The organism is Hydrogenophaga sp. (assembly GCF_026125825.1).
Classification (GTDB): Bacteria; Pseudomonadota; Gammaproteobacteria; order Burkholderiales; family Burkholderiaceae_C; genus Hydrogenophaga.
In genome coordinates this window covers 18,669-39,228 of sequence record NZ_JAHCKK010000039.1, presented here as the reverse complement: position 1 = coordinate 39,228, position 20,560 = coordinate 18,669, and the positions used below count along the sequence as shown (strand labels likewise).

General features: G+C 68.7%; 14 protein-coding genes. 7 read left to right on the top strand and 7 right to left on the bottom strand.

Going from position 1 to position 20,560, the window contains the following annotated elements; genetic code table 11:
- Together KIT86_RS13860 and KIT86_RS13855 are read right to left on the bottom strand one after the other, a co-directional pair.
- A partial coding sequence (locus KIT86_RS13860; RefSeq protein WP_297399305.1) for an ATP-binding protein occupies nt 1–1,368 on the bottom strand: 1,368 nt, incomplete at its 3' end.
- Nucleotides 1,365–2,027 (bottom strand): response regulator transcription factor, encoded by a 663-nt coding sequence (locus tag KIT86_RS13855; RefSeq protein ID WP_297399303.1) that lies wholly within the window; start codon nt 2,025–2,027, stop codon nt 1,365–1,367. The genes KIT86_RS13860 and KIT86_RS13855, both read right to left, overlap by 4 nt.
- A gap of 69 nt (nt 2,028–2,096) precedes the next feature.
- Here KIT86_RS13855 and KIT86_RS13850 point away from each other — a divergent pair, with 69 nt between their 5' ends.
- The gene (locus KIT86_RS13850; RefSeq protein ID WP_297399301.1) at nt 2,097–2,480 is read left to right on the top strand and encodes a hypothetical protein; all 384 of its coding nucleotides are present in this window, start codon (nt 2,097–2,099) and stop codon (nt 2,478–2,480) included.
- A gap of 12 nt (nt 2,481–2,492) precedes the next feature.
- On the opposite strand, the gene KIT86_RS13845 is transcribed toward KIT86_RS13850, so the two are convergent.
- Nucleotides 2,493–2,969, bottom strand: a complete 477-nt coding sequence (locus KIT86_RS13845) for a DUF1854 domain-containing protein (RefSeq protein WP_297399299.1) — start codon at nt 2,967–2,969, stop codon at nt 2,493–2,495.
- Nucleotides 2,966–5,248, bottom strand: coding sequence for an ABC transporter transmembrane domain-containing protein (locus KIT86_RS13840; protein ID WP_297399297.1), 2,283 nt, complete (start codon nt 5,246–5,248; stop codon nt 2,966–2,968). The genes KIT86_RS13845 and KIT86_RS13840 overlap by 4 nt, the downstream gene beginning before the upstream one ends.
- Before the next feature lie 168 nt (nt 5,249–5,416).
- On the opposite strand from KIT86_RS13840, the gene cphA (KIT86_RS13835) reads away from it, so the two are divergent.
- Together cphA (KIT86_RS13835) and cphA (KIT86_RS13830) are read left to right on the top strand one after the other, a co-directional pair.
- The gene (gene cphA, locus KIT86_RS13835) at nt 5,417–7,645 is read left to right on the top strand and encodes a cyanophycin synthetase (RefSeq protein WP_297399295.1); all 2,229 of its coding nucleotides are present in this window, start codon (nt 5,417–5,419) and stop codon (nt 7,643–7,645) included.
- Nucleotides 7,646–7,682: 37 nt separating this feature from the next.
- Complete coding sequence (gene cphA, locus KIT86_RS13830) at nt 7,683–10,271, top strand: cyanophycin synthetase (protein WP_297399293.1); 2,589 nt, start codon at nt 7,683–7,685, stop codon at nt 10,269–10,271.
- Here cphA (KIT86_RS13830) and KIT86_RS13825 read toward each other — a convergent pair.
- The gene (locus tag KIT86_RS13825) at nt 10,260–11,261 is read right to left on the bottom strand and encodes an endonuclease/exonuclease/phosphatase family protein (RefSeq protein ID WP_297399315.1); all 1,002 of its coding nucleotides are present in this window, start codon (nt 11,259–11,261) and stop codon (nt 10,260–10,262) included. The genes cphA (KIT86_RS13830) and KIT86_RS13825 overlap by 12 nt on opposite strands.
- 110 nt (nt 11,262–11,371) lie before the next feature.
- Nucleotides 11,372–13,150, bottom strand: a complete 1,779-nt coding sequence (locus tag KIT86_RS13820) for a DEAD/DEAH box helicase (protein WP_297399313.1) — start codon at nt 13,148–13,150, stop codon at nt 11,372–11,374.
- 307 nt (nt 13,151–13,457) lie between these two features.
- Here KIT86_RS13820 and ettA point away from each other — a divergent pair, with 307 nt between their 5' ends.
- The 3 genes from ettA (at nt 13,458) to KIT86_RS13805 (ending at nt 18,007) form a co-directional block, all read left to right on the top strand.
- Nucleotides 13,458–15,119, top strand: coding sequence for an energy-dependent translational throttle protein EttA (ettA, locus tag KIT86_RS13815; RefSeq protein WP_291121668.1), 1,662 nt, complete (start codon nt 13,458–13,460; stop codon nt 15,117–15,119).
- Nucleotides 15,120–15,241: 122 nt separating this feature from the next.
- On the top strand, nt 15,242–15,793 hold the full coding sequence (locus tag KIT86_RS13810; RefSeq protein ID WP_297399290.1) for a DUF1415 domain-containing protein: 552 nt from the start codon (nt 15,242–15,244) through the stop codon (nt 15,791–15,793).
- A gap of 108 nt (nt 15,794–15,901) precedes the next feature.
- The gene (locus KIT86_RS13805; RefSeq protein ID WP_297399288.1) at nt 15,902–18,007 is read left to right on the top strand and encodes a DUF1631 family protein; all 2,106 of its coding nucleotides are present in this window, start codon (nt 15,902–15,904) and stop codon (nt 18,005–18,007) included.
- A gap of 83 nt (nt 18,008–18,090) precedes the next feature.
- On the opposite strand, the gene KIT86_RS13800 is transcribed toward KIT86_RS13805, so the two are convergent.
- Nucleotides 18,091–19,419, bottom strand: a complete 1,329-nt coding sequence (locus tag KIT86_RS13800; protein ID WP_297399286.1) for a TAXI family TRAP transporter solute-binding subunit — start codon at nt 19,417–19,419, stop codon at nt 18,091–18,093.
- Nucleotides 19,420–19,587: 168 nt separating this feature from the next.
- On the opposite strand from KIT86_RS13800, the gene KIT86_RS13795 reads away from it, so the two are divergent.
- The gene (locus tag KIT86_RS13795) at nt 19,588–20,553 is read left to right on the top strand and encodes a tripartite tricarboxylate transporter substrate binding protein (protein WP_297399284.1); all 966 of its coding nucleotides are present in this window, start codon (nt 19,588–19,590) and stop codon (nt 20,551–20,553) included.
- The last annotated feature ends 7 nt before the right edge of the window (nt 20,554–20,560 follow it).

Genomic DNA, 20,560 nt, shown 5'->3' with positions numbered 1-20,560 from the left:
GGTCGGCGATGCGCTGAACGCGACGCGCACGCTCAAACCACCCGGGGGGCTGCTGGCCAAGGTCAGCAGCCCCCCGTTTTGTTGGGCGATCTGCGCCACGATCGCCAGGCCCAGGCCGCTGCCGGTGGCTTCGTTCTGAGGGTTCAGCCGCACGAAGCGCTCCAGCACGCGCTGGCGATCGGCCTCGGCAATGCCGGGGCCGTTGTCGTTGACGCTCAGCCAGACGGTGTCTGCGTCCCGCTGGACGTGCAGATCGACCCGGCTGCCCGGTGGCGTGTGGCGCAAGGCGTTGTCCACCAGGTTGTCGAGCAGCACCCGCAGGTCTTGCGGATCGGCCATTGCTGTGGCGGCCTCGCGGGTGTCCAGCCCGAGATCGATCCCGCGCGCTTCGGCCCGTGCCGAAAATGCGGCCACCACCTCCGCCGCGAGCTGGTCCAGCCGCAGCGGCACCGGCCGCCGTTCGCGCCCGTCCGCCTGCAGCCGTGCCATCTGCAGCAGTTGTGCGACCAGGTGGGTGCTGCGTGCGATGCCTTGGTCGAGCTCGTCGAGCGCGGCCTCGCGCTCGCCTGGCGGGGCGCGGCGCGCGAGCTGGGCCTGCAGCTTTACGGCGGCCAGCGGGGTGTTCAGCTCATGGGCGGCGTCGGCCAGCATCTGGCGCTGCCGCGCGAGCAGGCGCGACACGCGCTCCAACAGCTGGTTGAGCGCCCGGCCCAGGGGGGCCACCTCCTCGGGCAGGACTTCGGTGGCGATCGGTTGAAGGTCTTTTTCGTCGCGCCGCCGGATGTCCTGGCCAAGCGCCTCCAGCGGCGCCAGTGCCCGGCTGACGGCCACGCGGATCAACAGGCCGAGCAGCAGGACCAGCATCCCCACGGGCACCAGCAGCCATGGCGCCATCTGGGCAAAGCTGCTGGCGCGGTCGCTGGCGGTCTTGGCGATCTGCACGATCTCCTCGTCGTCCACCAGTGTGTAGACCCGCCAGGCTTCGCCGGACCATTCGACGTTGTGGAACCCGGGCTCTTGCAGGGGCGGGCCGACGCCATCGACCGAGGCATACAGCAGTTCGGCATCGGTGGACCAGATCTGGCTGATGAAGCGGCCCAGGTCGTCGCTGACCCAGGGTGGCGGGTTGTCTTGCGGGGCGTGGCGGGCCGAGGGCCGGGGGGCGGCGTGTTCGGGCGTCGGCAGCACCCAGCTGTGGGGCCGCACGCCATGGCGCACCACCGAATGCGCGATCTGTTCCATGCCGAAGTCGCGCACCCGGTTGAAGGCCTGCCAGGCCAGGTGGTAGGTCAAGGCACTGACCAGCACGCTGGTGACGATCAGCGCCGTGATCTGCCAGAACAGCAGGCGCTGGCGGATCGAGTTCATGCCACGGCGACCAGCTTGTAGCCCACGCCCCGCACGTTCTTGATCCAGGCCGCGCCCAGCTTGCGGCGCAGGTGGTGCACATGCACTTCCACCGCATTGCTGGCCACCTCTTCCTGCCAGCCGTAGAGGCGGCTCTCCAGCTGTTCGCGCGAAAGCACGGTGCCGGGGTTTTCCATCAGGGCAAGCAGCAGGTCGTACTCGCGCGCGGCCAGGGTGACGGGCTGGCTGTCGAGCAGGGCTTCGCGGCGCAGCGGCCGCATGGTCAGCCGGCCGAACTGCAGCTCGGGCTGGGCGCGCCCGCTGCCCCGGCGCGCCAGCGCGTGCACGCGGGCCACCAGTTCGTCGAGGTCGAACGGTTTGGTGAGGTAGTCATCGGCGCCGAGGTTGAGGCCGGTCACGCGGTCGCTCACCGCGTCGCGCGCCGAAACCACCAGCACCGGCACCGGGCGGCCTTCCGAGCGCAACCATTGCAGCAGCCGCAGGCCATCGAGCCCTGGCAGGCCGATGTCGAGCAGCAGCACCGCGTAGGGTTGCTCGCGCAAGGCGGCCTGGGTCTGCGGGCCGTCCTGGGTCCAGTCCAGGGAAAAGCCGGCCATGCGCAGACCGCGCTCCATGCTCCGGCCCAGCATGAGGTCGTCTTCGGCAAGTAGAACTTTCATGATGGCGTAGTGTGAGCGAAAAGCCTGGACACCTCTGGTACAAAGCAGGGCCCGACTCCGGAGGTTTCCTTGAGCACATTCCAGCAGGTGATTCTGTACACCGACGCCGATGGCCGCGCGCGTTTTCGCGAGGCCGAGATTCCCCTGTCCGAAGGCTCGCCGGCGGCGCGCCTGTCGGCCTTGCTGCCCGCGACAGCCTGCCAGCTGCGCCAGAGTCCGGTGGGCTTTCGCAGCGAGTTCCATTGCACAGGCGAAGCGCAATGGCTGTTCGTGCTGCAGGGCTGCATGGAAATCGGTCTGCAGGATGGCAGCTGGCGCGCCTTTGGCCCGGGTCAGCACTTCTACTCGGCCGACACACTGCCCCCCGGTGCGACCTTCGATGCCGCCGTGCACGGCCACCGCAGCCGGCAGGTGGGCGACGAGCCGCTGGTGACGCTGTTCGTCAGGGGCTGAGCGGCCGCGCGGTCAGAGAAACCGGTCCAGCAGGCGGCGCGAGTGCGCATCCAGCGCGAAACGATCGCGCACGCCGAAGCACACGCCGTGGCCGCTCAGGATCAGCAGGGCCTGGCCCTCGAGCCGGCGGATGTCGTCCTCGCTGCGCAGCACGAAGCTGGTGGGGCCGCGGTCGGTGCTCACCTGCCAGGTGCTGGGCGTGGAGAAGGTGGACACCGATTCGATGCGCTGGATCACCGGCGTGAATTCGCGTTGCGCCAGTTCTTCCTGCAGGAGTTGGCGCAGTTCGCCAGGCAGCTCGCCGAGGTGGTCCACCCAGACCAGCTCGTGGCCGTCGCTGCCCACCAGCGACAGGCCTTCATCGGGCGCGCCGATGGGGAAGGCCCGCACGGGTACCACGCCCACGTGGGTCTCGCCGGCCTCGTCCGTGAGCACGAGGCGGCCAAAGGAATTGCGCTGCAGTTGCCAGGCGGGATGGGGGGTGTTCATGCGTCCTTGTCCTCGGGCGTATTGGCGTCGAGCAGGGCGGCGGCCTCCTGTTCCTTGCGCGCCTGCGCTTCGTACAGCCGCCAGTAGGCACCGCGCTGTGCCATCAGCTCGTCGTGCGGGCCGATTTCCACCACCTGGCCGCGGTCCATGACGACCAGGCGGTCGGCCTTGCGCAGCGTGGAGAGGCGGTGGGCGATGGCGATGGTCGTGCGGCCCTGCACCAGGTTGTCCAGGGCCTTCTGGATTTCCTTCTCGGTCTCGGTGTCCACAGAGGAGGTGGCCTCGTCCAGGATGAGGATGCGCGGGTCGATCAGCAGCGCGCGTGCGATGCTGATGCGCTGGCGCTCGCCGCCCGAGAGGCCCTGGCCGCGCTCACCGACCAGCGAGTCGTAGCCCTGCGGCAGCCGCAGGATGAACTCGTGCGCGTGCGCGGCGCGCGCGGCGGCCACGATCTCCGCGCGCGTGGCGCCCGGCTTGCCGTAGGCGATGTTCTCGGCGATGGTGCCGAAGAACAGGAAGGGCTCCTGCAGCACCAGTCCGATGTGCCGGCGGAAGTCGGCCACGCCGACGCGGCGGATGTCGGTGCCGTCGATGCGGATCGCGCCTTCGCTCACGTCGTAGAAGCGGCACAGCAGGTTGACCAGCGTGCTTTTGCCCGACCCGCTGTGGCCGACCAGCCCGATCATCTCGCCGGGCCGGATGTCCAGGCTGAGGTTGCGGATCACGGTGCGGCTGCCATAGCGGAAGCTCACGCCCTCCATCTGCAGGCCGCCCTGCACCTGCGTCAGCGGCACCGGTTGCGCCGGTTCGGGCACGTTGGAGACGTGATCCAGGATGTCGAAGATGCGTTTGGCGCCCGAGGCGGCCTTCTGTGTGACCGAGACGATGCGGCTCATGGAGTCGAGCCGGCCGTAGAAGCGACCGATGTAGGCGATGAACGCGGTGAGCACGCCCACGGTGATCTCGCTCTGGCTGACCAGCCAGATGCCGAAAGCCCATACCACCAGCAGGCCGATCTCGGTGAGCAGCGTGACGGTCGGGGTGAACAGCGACCAGGTCTTGTTGATGCGGTCGTTGACGGCGAGGTTGTGCTCGTTGGCCTGCTTGAAGCGGCGTGCTTCGCGGGCTTCCTGCGCAAAGGCCTTGACCACCCGGATGCCGGGGATGGTATCGGCCAGCACGTTGGTGACTTCACCCCAGACGCGGTCGATCTTCTCGAAGCCGGTGCGCAGGCGATCGCGCACGAGGTGGATCATCCAGCCGATGAAGGGCAGGGGCACCAGCGTGGCCAGCGCCAGCCAGGGGTTGATCGAGAACAGGATCACCGCCGTCATGCTGATCATGAGCACGTCGGTGAGGAAATCCAGCGCGTGCAAGGACAGAAAGACGCTGATGCGGTCGGTTTCGCTGCCGATGCGGGCCATGAGGTCGCCGGTGCGCTTGCTGCTGAAGTAGTCCAGCGAGAGTTCGAGCAGGTGGTCGAAGGTGGTGGTGCGCAGGTCCGAGCTGATGCGTTCGGACACCAGGGCCAGCAGCCAGGTGCGGGCCCAGCCCAGGCCCCAGGCCAGGAGGGCCGAGCCCAACAGGCCGCCGAGCAGGGCCAGCACCAGGCCGGTGTCGATCTCCTGGCCGTTCTGGAAGGGGATCAGCACCCGGTCCATCAACGGAATGGTCAGGTAGGGCGGCACCAGGGTGGCGGCGGTGGAGGCCAGCGTGAGCAGGAAGCCGGTGAGCAGCGTCCACCGATAAGGTCGGGCAAAGCGCCAGAGGCGCAACAGCACCCACGTGGAGGGCGGGGCCTGGGGCGCCTCCTGGGCGCATTCCGGGCATTCGTCGCTCTCGGCCGGCAGGCTGGCCTGGCACTGGGGGCAGGTGCGGGCGGGTTCCTCGACGGGCAGCCCGGGCGCCTGGTCCAGCTGGGCCATCAGGCGATGGAACTGATCGACCATGCGCGCGGCACGGGCCTGCACACCCGTGGTGAAGTGCCACACCGCCACCCGCCCTTGGGCGTCCAGCAGCTCCAGGGAGCCGACGCCGGCGTGGTCGCTCAACCGCAGCTCCATACCCGGGTTCAGTATCCACTCCTGGCCTTCGAGTGTGAACTTTTGACGGGTTAGCAACAGGGTGCGCGTACGGAAATGTAAATCGCTGTCCAAGTCCAGCGTCAAGGCAACGACAGCGCTATCATCGCCCCCCAGCTGGGTTGATGCAGGCCGCGAGGCGTCCTGTGCAGGGTCGGCTCCTGGGGCTGAGGATTCAGCTGGAAATTGTGAAAGCATGGTGAAGATGACAGCGTGGCGTCGACCGCGAGAAATGGCATGCTCCCACGGGGGAGCCATGCATTTTCACCGATGTCGAGCCCGCGATCGTTGATGGCATTGAAGTTCTTCTGAAGCCCCCGACCGGTACTACACCAGGTCGCCCGAATCACGCGTCCCGCCGGAGACATGAGCTCGAAACACGACATCACGCTGCTGCGCATCAACTACTTGCGCGGCCCCAACATCTGGACGTACCGCCCGGTGCTCGAAGTCTGGCTGGACCTGGGCGATCTGGAGGACTTCCCGTCCAACAAGCTGCCCGGCCTCACGGAGCGCCTGATCGAATGGCTGCCCGCCCTCGAAGAGCACCACTGCGGTGTGGGCGAGCGCGGCGGCTTCATCCAGCGACTGCGCGAAGGCACCTGGGCCGGCCACATCCTGGAACACGTCGTCATCGAGCTGCTGAACCTGGCGGGCATGCCCACCGGCTTCGGCCAGACGCGGGAGACCAGCCGGCGCGGTGTTTACCGCATGGTGTTCCGCGCCCGCGACGAGGCCGTGGCCCGGGCCGCGCTTGCCGAAGCGCATGCGCTGTTGCTCGCCGCGATCCGCCAGCGCGAGGATGCCGCGGCCCACTTCGACGTGCCCGCGGCCGTGGCGCGCCTGGTCAACCAGATCGACCGCAGCTACCTCGGCCCGAGCACCGCGTCGATCGTCGCCGCGGCTACGGACCGGGGTATCCCCCACCTTCGCCTGAACGATGGCAACCTGGTCCAGCTCGGCCAGGGTCGGCACCAGCGCCGCATCTGGACGGCCGAGACCGACCGCACCAGCGCCATCGCCGGCAACATCGCGCACGACAAGGACCTGACCAAGAGCCTGCTGGCGTCCTGCGGCGTGCCCGTGCCCGAAGGCCAGGTGGTCGCCAGCCCCGAAGCCGCCTGGGAAGCCGCGCAGGAGATCGGCCTGCCGGTGGTGGTCAAGCCCTCGGACGCCAACCATGGCCGTGGCGTGAGCCTTGACCTGACCGAGCGCGCCGACATCGAAAAAGCCTTCATGGTGGCCGACGCCGAGGGCAGCGAGGTCATGGTCGAGCGCTATGTGCTGGGCGACGAGCACCGCCTGCTGGTCGTGGGCGGCCGCGTGGTCGCGGCAGCGCGCGGTGAGAGCCTGTCGGTGGTGGGCGATGGCCGCTCCACCGTCGAACAGCTCATCGACAGCCAGCTCAACAGCGACCCGCGCCGGGGCGAAGCCGAAGAATTCCCGCTCGAGACCATCCACCTGGATCGCGAACCCGTCATGCGCCTGCTGCTGGAGCGCCAGGGCCTGTCGGGCGAGGCCGTGCCCGCCGCAGGCCGGCGCGTGATGATCCAGCGCAATGGCAACGTGGCGATCGACTGCACCGACGAGGTGCACCCCGAGGTGGCGCATGCGGTGACGCTGGCGGCCCGCGTGGTGGGGCTGGACGTGGCCGGCGTGGACCTGGTCGCGCAGGACATCGGCCGGCCGCTGCAGGCGCAGGGCGGCGCGGTGGTGGAAGTGAACGCCGGGCCGGGGCTGCTCATGCACCTCAAGCCCGCCACGGGCCGCTCGCGCCCCGTGGGCCGTGCCATCGTGGACCACCTGTTCGACGAGGGCGGCAACGGCCGCGTGCCGATCGTGGGCGTGGCCAGCTCACGCCACGGCAATGCCATTGCCCGTCTGGTGGGCTGGCTGCTGCACCTGAGCGGCCGCCAGGTGGGCCTGGCCTGCCAGGACGGCCTGTTCCTGGGCAACCGCAAGGTGGACGCCCGGCCCAGTGCCCATTGGGAGGCCGGCCAGCGCCTGCTGATGAACCGCGAGGTGGACGCGGTGGTGCTCGAGAACGGCCCCTCGGTCATCCTGGACGACGGCCTGGCCTACGACCGCTGCACCGTGGGCGTCGTGACCGACCTTGACGACGTGCAGGGCCTGGAGCACCACGACGTGCGCAGCACCGACCAGCTCTACCGCGTGATGCGCACCCAGGTGGACGTGGTGCTGCCCGACGGCGTGGCCGTGCTCAACGCGGACGACGCCCGTGTGCTGGAAATGGTGGAGCTGTGCGACGGCGATGTGATCCTCTACGGCATGGATGCGGCGTCGCCCGCCCTGCAGAAGCACCGCGAGGCGGGTTCGCGCACCGTGTCGGTGTTCGAAGGCCAGCTGGTGCTGGCCGAGGGCGTGCGCAAAGCCCACCGCGTGCGGCTGGACGCCCCCGTGGTGCAGGGCCTGCTGCAGTCCCTGGGCGCGCACACCCTGATGGCCGTGGCCGCCGCCGCATGGGCGCTGGCGGTCTCGCCCGAACTGATGGCCGCCGGCATCGAGACCGCGGGTCTCGACGTCGCTCCTTCCCCTGAACGGCCAGAACCGGTTACCCTGGACGCGGCGCGCTGAGCGCCGGTCCCCTTTTCATTCACTCCCAGCTTCCGTCATGGACGTTTCTCGCATCCGGCCCCTGCGCGGCCCCAATCTCTGGAGCCGCCACACCTGCATCGAGGCCATCGTCTCCTGTGAACCGCATGAGATGGACCTGCAAGCCCTGCCGGATTTCGAACGGCGGCTGCGCGAGCTCTTCCCCTCCGTGGGGCCTCTGGAGCCCAGCAATCCGCAAGAGCACCTGAGCCTGGCCCACGTGCTGGAAGCCACCGCGCTGGCGCTGCAAGCCCAGGCGGGGTGCCCGGTGTCCTTCAGCCGCACCTCGGCCACGCTGGAGCCGGGCGTGTTCCAGGTGGTGGCGCAGTACAGCGAAGAGGTGGTGGGCCGGATGGCCTTCGACATCGCCCGCGAACTGCTCGCCGCCGCTGGTGCGGGGGATGCCGGAAGCTACGACGTGGAGGCGGCGATCGCCCGCTTGCGCGCGCTCGACGAAGACGTGCGCCTGGGCCCCAGCACCGGCTGCATCGTGGACGCCGCCGTGGCGCGCAACATTCCCTACCGGCGCCTGACCACCGGCAGTCTGGTGCAGCTGGGCTGGGGCTCGCGCCAGCGCCGCATCTGGGCGGCCGAGGTGGACAGCACCAGCGCCGTCTCGGAGTCGATCGCCCAGGACAAGGACCTCACCAAGGCGCTGCTGGGTGCCGCCGGCGTGCCCGTGCCCGAAGGCCGGCCCGTCAGCGACGCCGACGACGCCTGGGCGGCCACCATGGAAATCGGCCTGCCCGTGGTCGTCAAGCCGCAGGATGGCAACCAGGGCAAGGGCGTGACGGTCAACATCGTCTCGCGCGAGCACATGGACATCGCGTTTCGCGCGGCCGCCGAGATCGGCGACGTGATGGTCGAGAAATACCTGCCGGGCAGCGACTTCCGGCTGCTCGTGGTGGGCGACAAAGTGGTGGCCGCCTCGCGGCGCGAGCCGCCGCACGTGATCGGAGACGGCGAGCACACCGTGCGCGAGCTGGTGGACCTGGTCAACGCCGACCCCCGGCGTGGCGACGGCCATGCCACCTCGCTCACCAAGATCCGCTTCGACGACATCGCTCTGGCGCGCCTGCACGTGCAGGGCCTCAAACCCGAGTCCGTGCCCGAGATGGGGCGCCGCGTCGTGCTGCGCAACAACGCCAACCTGAGCACCGGCGGCACCGCCACGGACGTCACCGACGACCTCCACCCGGAGGTGGCCGCCCGCGCCGTGGCCGCCGCGCAGACGGTCGGGCTGGACATCTGCGGCGTGGACGTGGTCTGCGAAAACGTGCACGTGCCGCTGGAGAAGCAGCACGGCGGCGTAGTCGAGGTCAATGCCGCGCCCGGCCTGCGCATGCACCTCTCGCCGTCGTACGGCAAGGGGCGCCCGGTGGGCGAGGCGGTGATCGCGAACATGTTCGAGCCCGGCGACGACGGGCGCATTCCGCTGGTCGCTGTCACCGGCACCAACGGCAAGACCACCACCACGCGGCTGATTGCCCACCTCATGGCCACCAGCGGCATGCGCGTGGGCATGACCAACACCGATGGCGTGTACGTCGATGGCCGCCAGATCGACAGCGGCGACTGCTCGGGGCCCAAGAGCGCGCGCAACGTGCTGCTGCACCCGGACGTGGATGCCGCGGTGCTGGAAACCGCGCGTGGCGGCATGCTGCGTGAGGGCCTGGGTTTCGACCAGTGCCAGGTGGCCGTGGTGACCAACGTGGGCACCGGCGACCACCTCGGCCTGAACTACATCACCACCGTCGAAGACCTCGCGGTGCTCAAGCGCGTCATCGTCATGAACGTCGCGCCCACGGGCTACGCGGTGCTCAACGCGGCCGATCCCATCGTCGCGGCCATGGCCGCCAAGTGCACCGGCGGCGTGGTTTTCTTCGCGCAGGACCACGACCACCCCGTGCTGGCTGCGCACCGGGTGCAGGGCAAGCGCACCATCTGCGTCGAGGGCGATCGCATCATCGTGACCGAGGGCAGCTGGCGCGTGCAGATTCCGCTGCAGGGTGTGCCCATCACGCGCGGCGGCACCATCGGCTTCCAGAAGGACAACGTCATGGCGGCCATCGGTGCGGCCTGGTGCGCGGGCCTGGACTGGGACACCATCGTGCGCGGCCTGGCCAGCTTCTCCAACGACGCCGACAACGCCCCGGGCCGCTTCAATGTGATGGACTACCGTGGCGCCACCGTGATCGCCGACTATGGCCACAACCCGGACGCGATGCGCGCCCTGGTCGACGCGGTCAACGCCATGCCGGCGCGCCGGCGCAGCGTGGTCATCAGCGGTGCGGGCGACCGCCGCGACGAAGACATCCGCGAGCAGACCGCGATCCTGGGCAAGGCCTTCGACGATGTGTTGCTGTTCCAGGACGCCTGCCAGCGCGGCCGCGAGGATGGCGAGGTGCTCACGCTCCTTCGCGAGGGACTTGCCGGAGCGAGCCGCACGAAAGAGGTGTTCGAGATCCGGGGCGAGTTCGTCGCCATCGACGCCGCGCTGGAGCGGCTGCAACCGGGCGACCTCTGCCTCGTGCTCGTGGATCAGGTGGAAGAGGCGCTCGCCCACCTCGCGCAGCGCATCCGCGAAGCGGGCTCCTCAGCCCGCTGACAGCGGCGCGTCGGGCAGGCGCAGGCGCATCAGCGCGCGCACGAAGCCGTGGTCGCTGCGGCTGCGGTCCCGGCCTTCGAACAGGTGGTCGTTGAAGACCTCCACGCGCCGCACGTCGCCGATGGATCGGCGGCTGGTCGCGACGAACTGCTCGCTCACCAGCAGCTGATCCAGCACTTCGGGGTAGCCCTGGTGGATGTGCGAATACGCCACGTCGCGGCGCATCGCCGCTTCGCCTTGCACGTCCCATGCGCTGAACAGCGCGTGGTCGAGGGCGCCCTTGTCGTAGGCGACCTGGGACGTGGCCGCGATCAGCTGCGTGGTGACGCTGTGCGGGCCGTCGTTCAGATCGCCCATCAGCACCAGCGGCAGCTGGGTGCGGTGCAGCAGATCGACCACTTTCAGGCGCAACGCCAGGGCCTCGCTCGCTCGCATGACCAGCGAGCGCAGCGAGGCCAGCGCCTGCACCGCCGGATCGGCCGTGTCCTCGATGCGCAGGCCGCTCGCATCCTCCAGGAACTTCGGTCGCTTGCTCTTGAGGTGCGCGGTGATGACGCACACCGGCTGACCATGCTTGAGGCGCAGCATCGCCAGCAGGGGCGGGCGTTCGAAGCGGGTGTGCAGGCCCAGGCCTGGCACCTGGATGCGGGCTGCTTCGGGGAAGTCGGTGAGCGATTGCACCGAATCGACCTTCAGGCGGGTGACGATGCCCACCCGAGGCGTGCCTTGCGCGCCGATCTGGCCGTCGCCGTTCTCCGCGCCGGGCACGGCCACAAAACCGTATTGCAGTCCGCTGCGCGCCACCGCCGCGCGCAGGGCGGCCTCGTCCCAGACTTCCTGCACCGCGAGCACGTCGGCATTGAGCGCCCGGAACCGCTCGCCCAGCCAGCTCACCTTGCGCTCGAATTCGGTCTGCGTGTAGGGGTCCTGTCCTTCGTAGAAATGGCGGCCTGGCAGGGCCAGGTTGAGCACGTTGCAGGTGGCCATCATGAGGGTGGCGTAACGTGCCGGCGCCCCGTGGCCTGCAAAGGCCGACGGGGCGCCGGGGGGAGTGGTGCGGTCAAGGGGCATGACCGCACTTTAGTGGGAAAGCCGCCGCTTCAGCGGATGCGGCCGAAGCTGGTGCGCAGCGGGTCGGCCGGGCCGCCCGCGTTGCCGCGCTGGCCACCCCCGCCACCGCCCTTGCCCCGGCCACCGCCGCGGTTGCCGGTGCGCATCGCATCGATGCTGGTGCGCAGCGGATCGGGCTGGCCGCCTGGATTGGCCGCGCGTGGGCGGGGCTCCTTGATGCGCAGGCTGCCCAGGTGGGCATTGGGGCCGGGCTGGCGCTCGGCGCCGGGCTCGCGGTCCTCGCGCGGGCCCCGGTCTTCACGGAAGCCGCGGTCTTCGCGCGGCGGGCGCTGGCCTTGCTGGCCACCACCGTGGCGCTGGCCCTGGCGCTGGCCGTTGCCACCGCCGCCATTGCCGTTGGCGCGCTGACCACCGCCGTTGCCGCGCCGGCCTTCGCCGCGCGGGGCGTCGCCCTGGCTGCCATCACCGGCCGGGCGCTGGCGCTGGCCGCCACCCCCGTTGCCACGGCCCTGCGGCTCGCTGGCCTTCTTCTCGCGCACGCGCTGCAGCATCTCGGTGCGCGCGGCCTTGGCCGCCGCCGCCATCACCTCGCGGCTGGGCGGCTTGCCTGCGCCACCCCAGATGGTCTGGCGGCCCATGGCAATGGGCTCGGCCTTTTCACCCGGCTCGGGCATGAATTCAGGGAAGATCTGCACCGGAATCTGCTGCTTGGTGAAGCGCTCGATCTCCATCATGAAGCCTTCTTCGTCCAGGCTCACGAGGTTCACGGCTTCGCCACTGTTGCCCGCGCGGCCGGTGCGGCCGATGCGGTGCACGTAGTCTTCGCTGACGTTGGGAATCTCGTAGTTCACGACGTGCGGCAGCTCGTCGATGTCGATGCCGCGCGCGGCGATGTCGGTCGCCACCAGGGCGCGGATCTCGCCGCTCTTGAACCCGGCCAGCGCCTGGGTGCGGGCGCCCTGGCTCTTGTTGCCATGCAGCGCCATCGCGTGGATGCCGTTCTTGGTGAGGTACTCGGCCACGTTGTTGGCGCCGAACTTGGTGCGCGTGAACACCAGCACCTGGCTCCAGTTGTGCTGGTTGATGATGTGCACCAGCAGGGCCTTTTTCTTGCCGCGGCCCACGGGGTGGATCACCTGCGTGATGCGCTGCACCGTGGTGTTGCGCGGGGTCACCTGGATGTGCAGCGGGTCCTTGAGCAGGGCGCTGGCGAGGTCGCGGATCTCGTCGCTGAAGGTGGCCGAGAACAGCAGGCTCTGCTTGTCCTTGGGCACCAGCGCGAGGATCTTCTTCACGTCGTGGATGAAGCCCATGTCGAGCATGCGGTCGGCTTCGTCGAGCACCAGCATCTGCACGGTGGAGAGATCGAGGAAGCCTTGCTGCTGCAGGTCGAGCAGGCGGCCGGGGGTGGCCACCAGGATGTCGACGCCGCGCTTCATGGCGTTGATCTGCGGGTTCATGCCGACACCGCCGAAGACGACGGTGGAAGTCAGCGAGAGGTGTTTGCCGTACACGCGCACCGACTCTTCGACCTGGGCGGCGAGTTCGCGGGTGGGGGTGAGCACCAGGGCCCGGATGCCCACGCCGCCGAAGCGGCTCTTGGCGCGTTCGCTGCCGGAGAGGCGCTGCAGCAGCGGGAGGGTGAAGGCGGCGGTCTTGCCGGTGCCTGTCTGGGCGCCTCCGAGCAGGTCGCGGCCGGCCAGCACGGCGGGGATGGCTTCCACCTGGATGGGGGTGGGGGTTTCGTAACCGTGCTCGCGCACGGCTTGCACGATGGCCGGGGCCAGGTTCAGATCGTCAAAGGTCATGTAGATGAGGCGCCCGTCCAGGGCGCTGGGGGCATCGGCCACTCCGGATGTCGCGGCCTGATGGGCTGCGGCGCCCGGTCAGTCTGGGGCAGATGGATTCAGGAAGTCGGTGGCCGCAAGCGGGTTGCGCACACCCCGGCGAAGTGCCGGCGCCGAGCCAACTGAAGTGCCCGACAGGGTCTATTGTCGCACGATCGGGGCCCGGCCACCGCCAGCCGACGCTCAAAAGCGGCTCATGGGCCTCTGAGGGGATAATCATGGGTTGCGCGGCCGTCGTGGCTGCAGCTTCTTCAGGCAGAACATTCCCATGGCTCAATACGTTTTCTCCATGAACCGGGTCGGCAAGATCGTGCCGCCCAAGCGCCAGATCCTCAAGGACATCTCGCTCTCGTTCTTCCCGGGCGCCAAGATCGGCGTGCTCGGCACCAACGGTTCGGGCAAGTCGACGCTGCTCAAGATCATGGCCGGCATCGACAAGGAAATCGAAGGCGAAGCGATCCCGATGCCGGGCATCCGCATCGGCTACCTGCCCCAGGAACCCCAGCTCGATCCCGAGCAGAACGTGCGCGAGGCGGTCGAGGCCAGCATGAGCGGCGTGCGCGCCGCCCAGAAGCGCCTGGACGAGGTCTACGCGGCCTATGCCGAGGAAGACGCCGACTTCGACGCGCTGGCCGCCGAGCAGGCCCAGCTCGAAGCCATCATCGCGACCTCGGGCACCGATGGCGAACACCAGCTCGAAATCGCGGCCGACGCGCTGCGCCTGCCGCCCTGGGACGCCAAGATCGGCGTGCTCTCCGGCGGCGAGAAGCGCCGCGTGGCGCTGTGCTGCCTGCTGCTGTCCAAGCCCGACATGCTCCTGCTCGACGAGCCGACCAACCACTTGGACGCCGAATCGGTGGACTGGCTCGAGCAGTTCCTGCAGCGCTTCCCCGGCACCGTGGTGGCCATCACCCACGATCGCTACTTCCTGGACAACGCGGCCGAGTGGATTCTCGAACTCGACCGCGGCCACGGCATCCCGTACAAGGGCAACTACTCCACCTGGCTGGAGCAGAAGGAAGCGCGCCTGGAGCAGGAGCAGCGCACCGAAGACGCCCGCACCAAGGCGATGAAGAAAGAACTGGAGTGGGTGCGCCAGAACCCCAAGGGCCGCCAGGCCAAGAGCAAGGCGCGTCTGGCCCGCTTCGAGGAACTGAGCGACGTCGAGTACCAGAAGCGCAACGAGACCAACGAAATCTTCATTCCCGTGGCCGAGCGCCTGGGCAACGAGGTGTTCGAGTTCAAGAACGTCAGCAAGTCCTTCGGTGACCGCCTGCTGATCGACAACCTGAGCTTCCAGATCCCAGCGGGCGCCATCGTCGGCATCATCGGCCCCAACGGCGCGGGCAAGTCCACGCTGTTCAAGCTCATCAGCGGCAAGGAGCAGCCGGATTCCGGCGAAGTGAAGATCGGCCAGACCGTGAAGATGGCCTTCGTCGACCAGAGCCGCGAAGGCCTGGACGGCGACAAGACCGTGTGGGAAGACATCTCGGGCGGGCTGGACATGATCACCGTGGGCAAGTTTCAGATGCCCAGCCGCGCGTACTGCGGCCGTTTCAACTTCTCCGGTGGCGACCAGCAAAAGCGCGTGGGCAGCCTCTCGGGCGGTGAGCGCGGGCGCCTGCACCTGGCCAAGACCCTGGCCGAGGGCGGCAACGTGCTGCTGCTGGACGAACCCTCCAACGACCTGGACGTGGAAACCCTGCGCGCGCTGGAAGACGCGCTGCTCGAGTTCGCCGGTTGTGCGCTGGTCATCAGCCACGATCGCTGGTTCCTCGACCGCATCGCCACGCACATCCTGGCCGCCGAAGGCGACAGCCAGTGGGTGTTCTTCAACGGCAACTACCAGGAGTACGAGGCCGACAAGAAGAAGCGCCTGGGCGAAGAGGGGGCCAAACCCAAGCGCATGCGTTTCAAGGCCTTGAAGTAAGCCCACCCCCGCGCCGGCCCGATGCTCGGGTCGTCACCCCCTCAAGGGGGCCATGCCTGCGGGCCGGGGAACCCGGACCCGCGGCATTCTGGACTCAACTTCCTCTCGCTCCGACCACCCTCATGGACATCTCATCCGACACCGTTCTCGCCGCCACGCGCCACTGGATCGAGAAGGCCGTCATCGGCCTGAACCTGTGCCCGTTCGCGCGGGCGGTGTACGTGAAGAACCAGGTGCGCATCGTGGTGAGCACGGCGCGGCACCTGGACGCCTTCCTGGACGACCTCGACCGCGAGCTCGACCTGCTGGTGAACACGCCTGCCGAGGAGATCGACACCACGCTGCTGGTGCATCCCACGCTGTTTCCCGATTTCGAGGTGTTCAACGACTTCCTCAACGTGGTGGACGATGTGGTGGCCGAGCACGAGCTCGACGGCGTGATCCAGGTCGCGCCGTTTCACCCTTTGTTTCAATTCGAGGGCACGGCGCCGGATGACGTGACGAACGCCACCAACCGCGCGCCGTTCCCCATCCTGCACCTGTTGCGCGAAGACAGCGTCGAGCGCGCGATCGAGACCGCTGGGGGTGACGCCGACGCCATTGTCGAGCGCAACCTGCAGACCCTGCGCGACCTCGGCGCCGATGGCTGGCGCGCATTGATGGCTGAACGGTGAACGCCAGGCCTTTGTGGCCTACTTTTGCGCTATGGTGAGGGGCCCCGCCTGCCGATAATGGGCAGGAACCTTTCCGTTTGCTTTCCCGTCACGAAGGACACCGGCTGCATGGACGCCAGCAACACCCAGGCCTTTGATGCCTGCCTCCGCGAAGCCCTTGCGCAGACCCGCGAGTGGGTGCCGCGCTGGCTGGGCAAGCTGCACAGCACCCTCAAGGAGCGGGAGCTGTCGGCCAGCCAGCTGGGTGAGAAGCAGGGGCTCGTGCAGGCCCGCAGCACGCTGGAGTCGCACCGCGACCTGATCGCCACCCGTTTTCTGGCGGCCTTCGCCGAATCGATGGAGAACGCCCTGCCGCACACCGGCACCGGCTCGCGCCGGTCGCCCACCGTGAGCTTCGACGAACTCGAACTCATGGGCGACGACCAGGTTCAGGAAACCGTGGAGCTGGCCCGTGTGCAGCAGGTCGTCAAGATGGCGGTGGACGAAGAACTGGTCACGCTGACCTCGCGCATGAGCGGCGCGCAGGGCCTCACGGTGGTGAACCCCGAGGCCAACCCTCTGCGGGTCGAGGTGGTGGTGGCCGCGCTGATGACCGCCCTCAAGGGCCTGCACGTGGAGGCCGCGGTGCGCACGCGCTGGTTGCAGGTGGGCGCCGTCTCGCTTGGCGACGAACTGCGCCACCTGTACGCCTCCCTGAGCAGCCAGCTCGAACGGGCGGGCGTGAAGCCGGCTGGCTACGTCGTCACGCAGACCGCGGCGCCCCGCAGGGCGGCCGCTGCGGCCAGCGCGCGGGACGAGGCGGTCTCGGTGCAGGAAGTGCTCGTCAACGACAACCTGCTCACGCTGGACCATCTGCACCAGCTGCTGGTCGGCAACCTCGATCTGAACGAAAAGTCCAGCAGCAAGACGCCGGTGTCGGACAACGTCATGGGACGCACGCTGGCCAGCGAGGTGGTCACCCTCATGCTCAAGCGCATTGCGGCCGACGAGCGCCTGCTCGTGCCGGTGCGCAACATGGTGCAGGACATGAAGCCCGCGCTGCTGCAGCTGGCGCGCAGCGAGCCGCGCTTCTTCGCCGACAAGCAAAACCCCGCGCGCCGCCTGCTCGATGCGATCACCGAGCGCAGCCTGGCCTTCACCAGCGAGATGGACCCGGGCTACAACCCCTTCTCCAACCAGGTGCGCGGCATCGTGCGGACCTTGCTCAAGCCCGGTGAGGACCTTGCCGAGCGTTTCCCCAGCCTGCTCGCCGAGCTGCACCGCTCGCAGGTCGAGTCGGTGGCGCCCGCGCAGGTGCAAGCCCGTGGGCTGGCGGTGCAGACGCTGGTGCGCGTGGAGCAGCGCAACCTGCTGGCCGAGCGCGTCGCGGCCGAGATCCGCGCGCGCAACGACTTCGAGAAGGCGCCGGGTGTGGTGCGGCGCTTTCTCACCGGCCCCTGGTCGCAGGTGGTGGCGCAGGCCAGGCTGGAGGTGTCCGACTCGTCATCCGTGTCGCCGGTCGACTCGCCCGCGCGGCGCTACAGCGACATCCTGCCCGACCTGCTGTGGTCCAGCCAGCTGGCGCTGGCCAGCCTGAACCGGCCCCGCCTGGTCAAAGTCATCCCCGGTGTGTTGCGCACGCTGCGCGAGGGCCTGGACGCCATTGACTACCCGCGCGAGCAGACCGAGGCCTTTTTCCAGGCGCTCATGGGGCTCCATGAAGCGGCCTACAAGACCCAGCGCAGCAGCCAGGAGCCGCCGCCGGCCGATGAAGAGCAGCCCAGCATCCAGCCGGAGCTGGACGACGAGCCCTGGATGCAGCGCACCGAAGCACGCGACTCCTGCCTGATGGACGACGTGATGCTCGACTCGCAGACCTCCACCCAGCCGGCGTTTCTGGAAACCCGGCCAATGCAGCGGCAGCGCGATTGGGCCGAGGTCAAGGCCGAGATGGCGGTGCAGCGCACCTCGGAACTGCCGGTGGGCACCTGGGTCGATGTGCTGCAGGACGGTCAGGCCATGCGCTGGCAGATCACCTGGGCCAGCCCGCACGGCACGCTGTTCCTGTTCACCGGCGCGAACGGCCGCTCGCTGTCCATGACCAAGCGCGGGCTCGAGCGCCTGCTGGAACAGGACCGCCTGCGCGTGGTGGCCGACCACGGCGTGGTGGACGAGGCCCTCGACGAGGTGGCCCGCCAGGCCTGGCTCAACAGCGCCAAAGCTGAAAACAAGTAGGGTGGCCCCCACGCTGCGCTGCTTCGCCGCTGCGCAGGTCGCTGCCCGCCGAGGGGGCTGATCCCCGCCTGCGACGACCGGCCTCAGGCCTTGCGCAGGAGTTTCTTGCGCACGAGGTGGATGTTGTTGCGCAGGGCGTAGAGCTCGTCGGTGTACGACAGCGGCACCACCACCTTCTCCACCTTGGCCTCCATCGCGTCGAGCTGTTCGAGCAGGTCCTGCGCGCTCTCGCTGCTGCTTTCGCTGCGCTGCTCCACGTCGCGCAGCTCGGCGTACCAGCGGAACACGCGCTTGCGGATGCGGAAGGTGTAGAGCGGCGGCACGATGCGCGAGAGCGGCAGCGCCAGCGCGATGATCAGGCCCATGGCCAGCCACATGCGCTCGATCAGGTTGGCCAGCCAGAACGGCAGATAGCGTTGCAGGAAGGGTTGCGTGCCACCCTTGATGGCGCGTTGGGCTTCGGGTGCGATGGGCACCTCGCTGTGTTCCAGGCTGGGGTACTCGCGCGCCCGGCTGAACCAGCTCGCGCCGCTGTGCAGGCTGATGGCGGTCTGCGCAAACAGCTGGAGGATGGCCGGGTGCGTGTTGGCCTGCGCGAGCAGGCTGGTGGTGGAGGCGACCAGCCGCACATTGCGCGGCGGGATGTTGTTGGCCAGATCCACCATGCCCTGCGGCATCACCACCGGGGTGAGGTAACCGAATCGGCGCGAATAGGCTTCGCTCTGCGCGAAATCCAGCAGACGCACGCCGGGCGTCTGCAGCAGCATCTGCACCATCAGCGATTCGGGTGCCGAGGCGAACACCACGGCATCGAGCTCGCCATTGAGAAAGGCCACCGTGGCCGGGGTCTGCTCCAGCTGGCTGAGGGTCATCTCGGAGGCGTTGAGGCGGTTCACGTCGAGCAGGGTGGAGAACAGGCGCGGCACGCCGCTGCCCGGCGTGCCCACGTTCACGCGCCAGCCCTTGAGTTCGGAGAGCTTGCTCACCGTGGGCGACTTGCGCAGGCGCTTGGCCGCGTCTTCCCGGTAGAACAGCCAGAGCGGTTCCACGAACAGGCTGCCCAGGGAGGTGATGGCGTCCTCGTCGTCGTAGCCGATGTCGGCCGTGCCGCCCTGCACGAAGCCCAGGTCGGCCTGGCCGGTCCGCAGCAGCTCCAGGTTGGCAGAGGAACCCTCGGAGGGCAGCAGCTCGACCGTGATGCCATTGCGCGCGAGCGCCTCGGCGTAGCGCTTGCCGAAGGCCTCGTAGGCGCTTTGCGCGGGCCCGGTGGCCAGCACCACGCGGTCCGGCGGGTTGGGCTTGAGCCACCAGTAGGTGAAACAGAGCAGGGCGACCGTGAGGATGGCGAACGGGCCGGCAGACAGCAGCATCTCGCGCAGGGAGAGCAGGGTGTATCGCAGGGTCTTGGGCATGGCGCGACATTAGCATGCCGCCCTTCCGGGCCCGTGGTGACAGGATGTTCGAGCCGTGTCCGCTTTTCTCCTGGCGGAATCCGCCCATTCTCGCTTTGACGCCCTGAAACGCGCTTCCTACGATGGCTTCTCGCTGCCTGTGGTGCAGCCGATTCCAACGGAGACACCATGAAGACCCTCGCCTTCGGCGCATTCGCCGCGATCCTTGCCTGCGGTGCTGCGCATGCGCAGCAGGACTTTCCCCAGCGCAACGTGACCCTGGTGGTTGGCTACGCCGCCGGCGGCGCGATCGACCAGTCGGCCCGCCTCGTGGGCCAGGCGCTGGCCGCGCAGTGGGGGCAGTCGGTGATCGTCGAGAACCGCGCCGGCGCCAATGGCACCATCGCCGCGGCGGCGGTGGCCAACGCCAAGCCCGATGGCTACACGCTGCTGGTCACGGCCACCAGCCACACGCTCAACAAGTTCGTGGTCAAGGGCCTGCGCTACGACGTTGAAAAATCGTTCGCACCGATTGCGCTCACGGTGGATGTGCCCAACGTGCTGGTGGTGAATGCCAGCTCGCCCTACCAGAACGTGGGCCAGCTGGTTGCCGCCCTGCGCGCGAAGCAGAAGTCCTTCAGCTACGCGTCGCAAGGGGTGGGTGGCATCCCGCACCTGGCGGGCGAGATCTTCAAGTTGCGCACCGGCACCGACATGCTGCACGTGCCCTACAAGGGCGCGGCCCCGGGCATGACCGATCTGGTGGGCGGCGTGGTGGACATGTCGTTCCCCTCGCCGGGCTCGATCACGGCCTTCGTCACGGCGGGCAAGTTGCGCCCGCTGGCGGTCACCTCCAGCCAGCGCTTTCCTCACCTCAAGGACGTGCCCACCTTTGCCGAGGCCGGCATCGCCGACTTCACCATCGGCACCTGGCACGGCGTGCTCGCGCCGGCGGGCACGCCGCCCGCGATCGTGGCGAAGATCAACGCCGACATCAACGCGATCATCCAGACGCCCGAATTCCGCGACGCCCTGGCCAAGCAGGGCAACGTGGCCGCTCAGCCGGTGACGCCGGCGCAGTTCTCGGCCAAGCTCGCCAGCGAGCTCAAGGCCTTCGAGGCCGTGGCGGCGAAGATCGACCTGAGCGCCAACTGAGGCCGAT

What these genes read in the sequence shown, in the direction of transcription:
- KIT86_RS13795 (WP_297399284.1), top strand. Translation starts at nt 19,588, where the DNA reads ATGAAGACCCTCGCCTTCGGCGCATTCGCCGCGATCCTTGCCTGCGGT.
- KIT86_RS13820 (WP_297399313.1), bottom strand. Translation starts at nt 13,150, where the DNA reads ATGACCTTTGACGATCTGAACCTGGCCCCGGCCATCGTGCAAGCCGTG.
- cphA (WP_297399293.1), top strand. Translation starts at nt 7,683, where the DNA reads ATGGACGTTTCTCGCATCCGGCCCCTGCGCGGCCCCAATCTCTGGAGC.
- KIT86_RS13825 (WP_297399315.1), bottom strand. Translation starts at nt 11,261, where the DNA reads ATGATGGCCACCTGCAACGTGCTCAACCTGGCCCTGCCAGGCCGCCAT.
- ettA (WP_291121668.1), top strand. Translation starts at nt 13,458, where the DNA reads ATGGCTCAATACGTTTTCTCCATGAACCGGGTCGGCAAGATCGTGCCG.
- KIT86_RS13810 (WP_297399290.1), top strand. Translation starts at nt 15,242, where the DNA reads ATGGACATCTCATCCGACACCGTTCTCGCCGCCACGCGCCACTGGATC.
- cphA (WP_297399295.1), top strand. Translation starts at nt 5,417, where the DNA reads ATGAGCTCGAAACACGACATCACGCTGCTGCGCATCAACTACTTGCGC.
- KIT86_RS13805 (WP_297399288.1), top strand. Translation starts at nt 15,902, where the DNA reads ATGGACGCCAGCAACACCCAGGCCTTTGATGCCTGCCTCCGCGAAGCC.
- KIT86_RS13840 (WP_297399297.1), bottom strand. Translation starts at nt 5,248, where the DNA reads ATGCTTTCACAATTTCCAGCTGAATCCTCAGCCCCAGGAGCCGACCCT.
- KIT86_RS13800 (WP_297399286.1), bottom strand. Translation starts at nt 19,419, where the DNA reads ATGCCCAAGACCCTGCGATACACCCTGCTCTCCCTGCGCGAGATGCTG.
- KIT86_RS13855 (WP_297399303.1), bottom strand. Translation starts at nt 2,027, where the DNA reads ATGAAAGTTCTACTTGCCGAAGACGACCTCATGCTGGGCCGGAGCATG.
- KIT86_RS13845 (WP_297399299.1), bottom strand. Translation starts at nt 2,969, where the DNA reads ATGAACACCCCCCATCCCGCCTGGCAACTGCAGCGCAATTCCTTTGGC.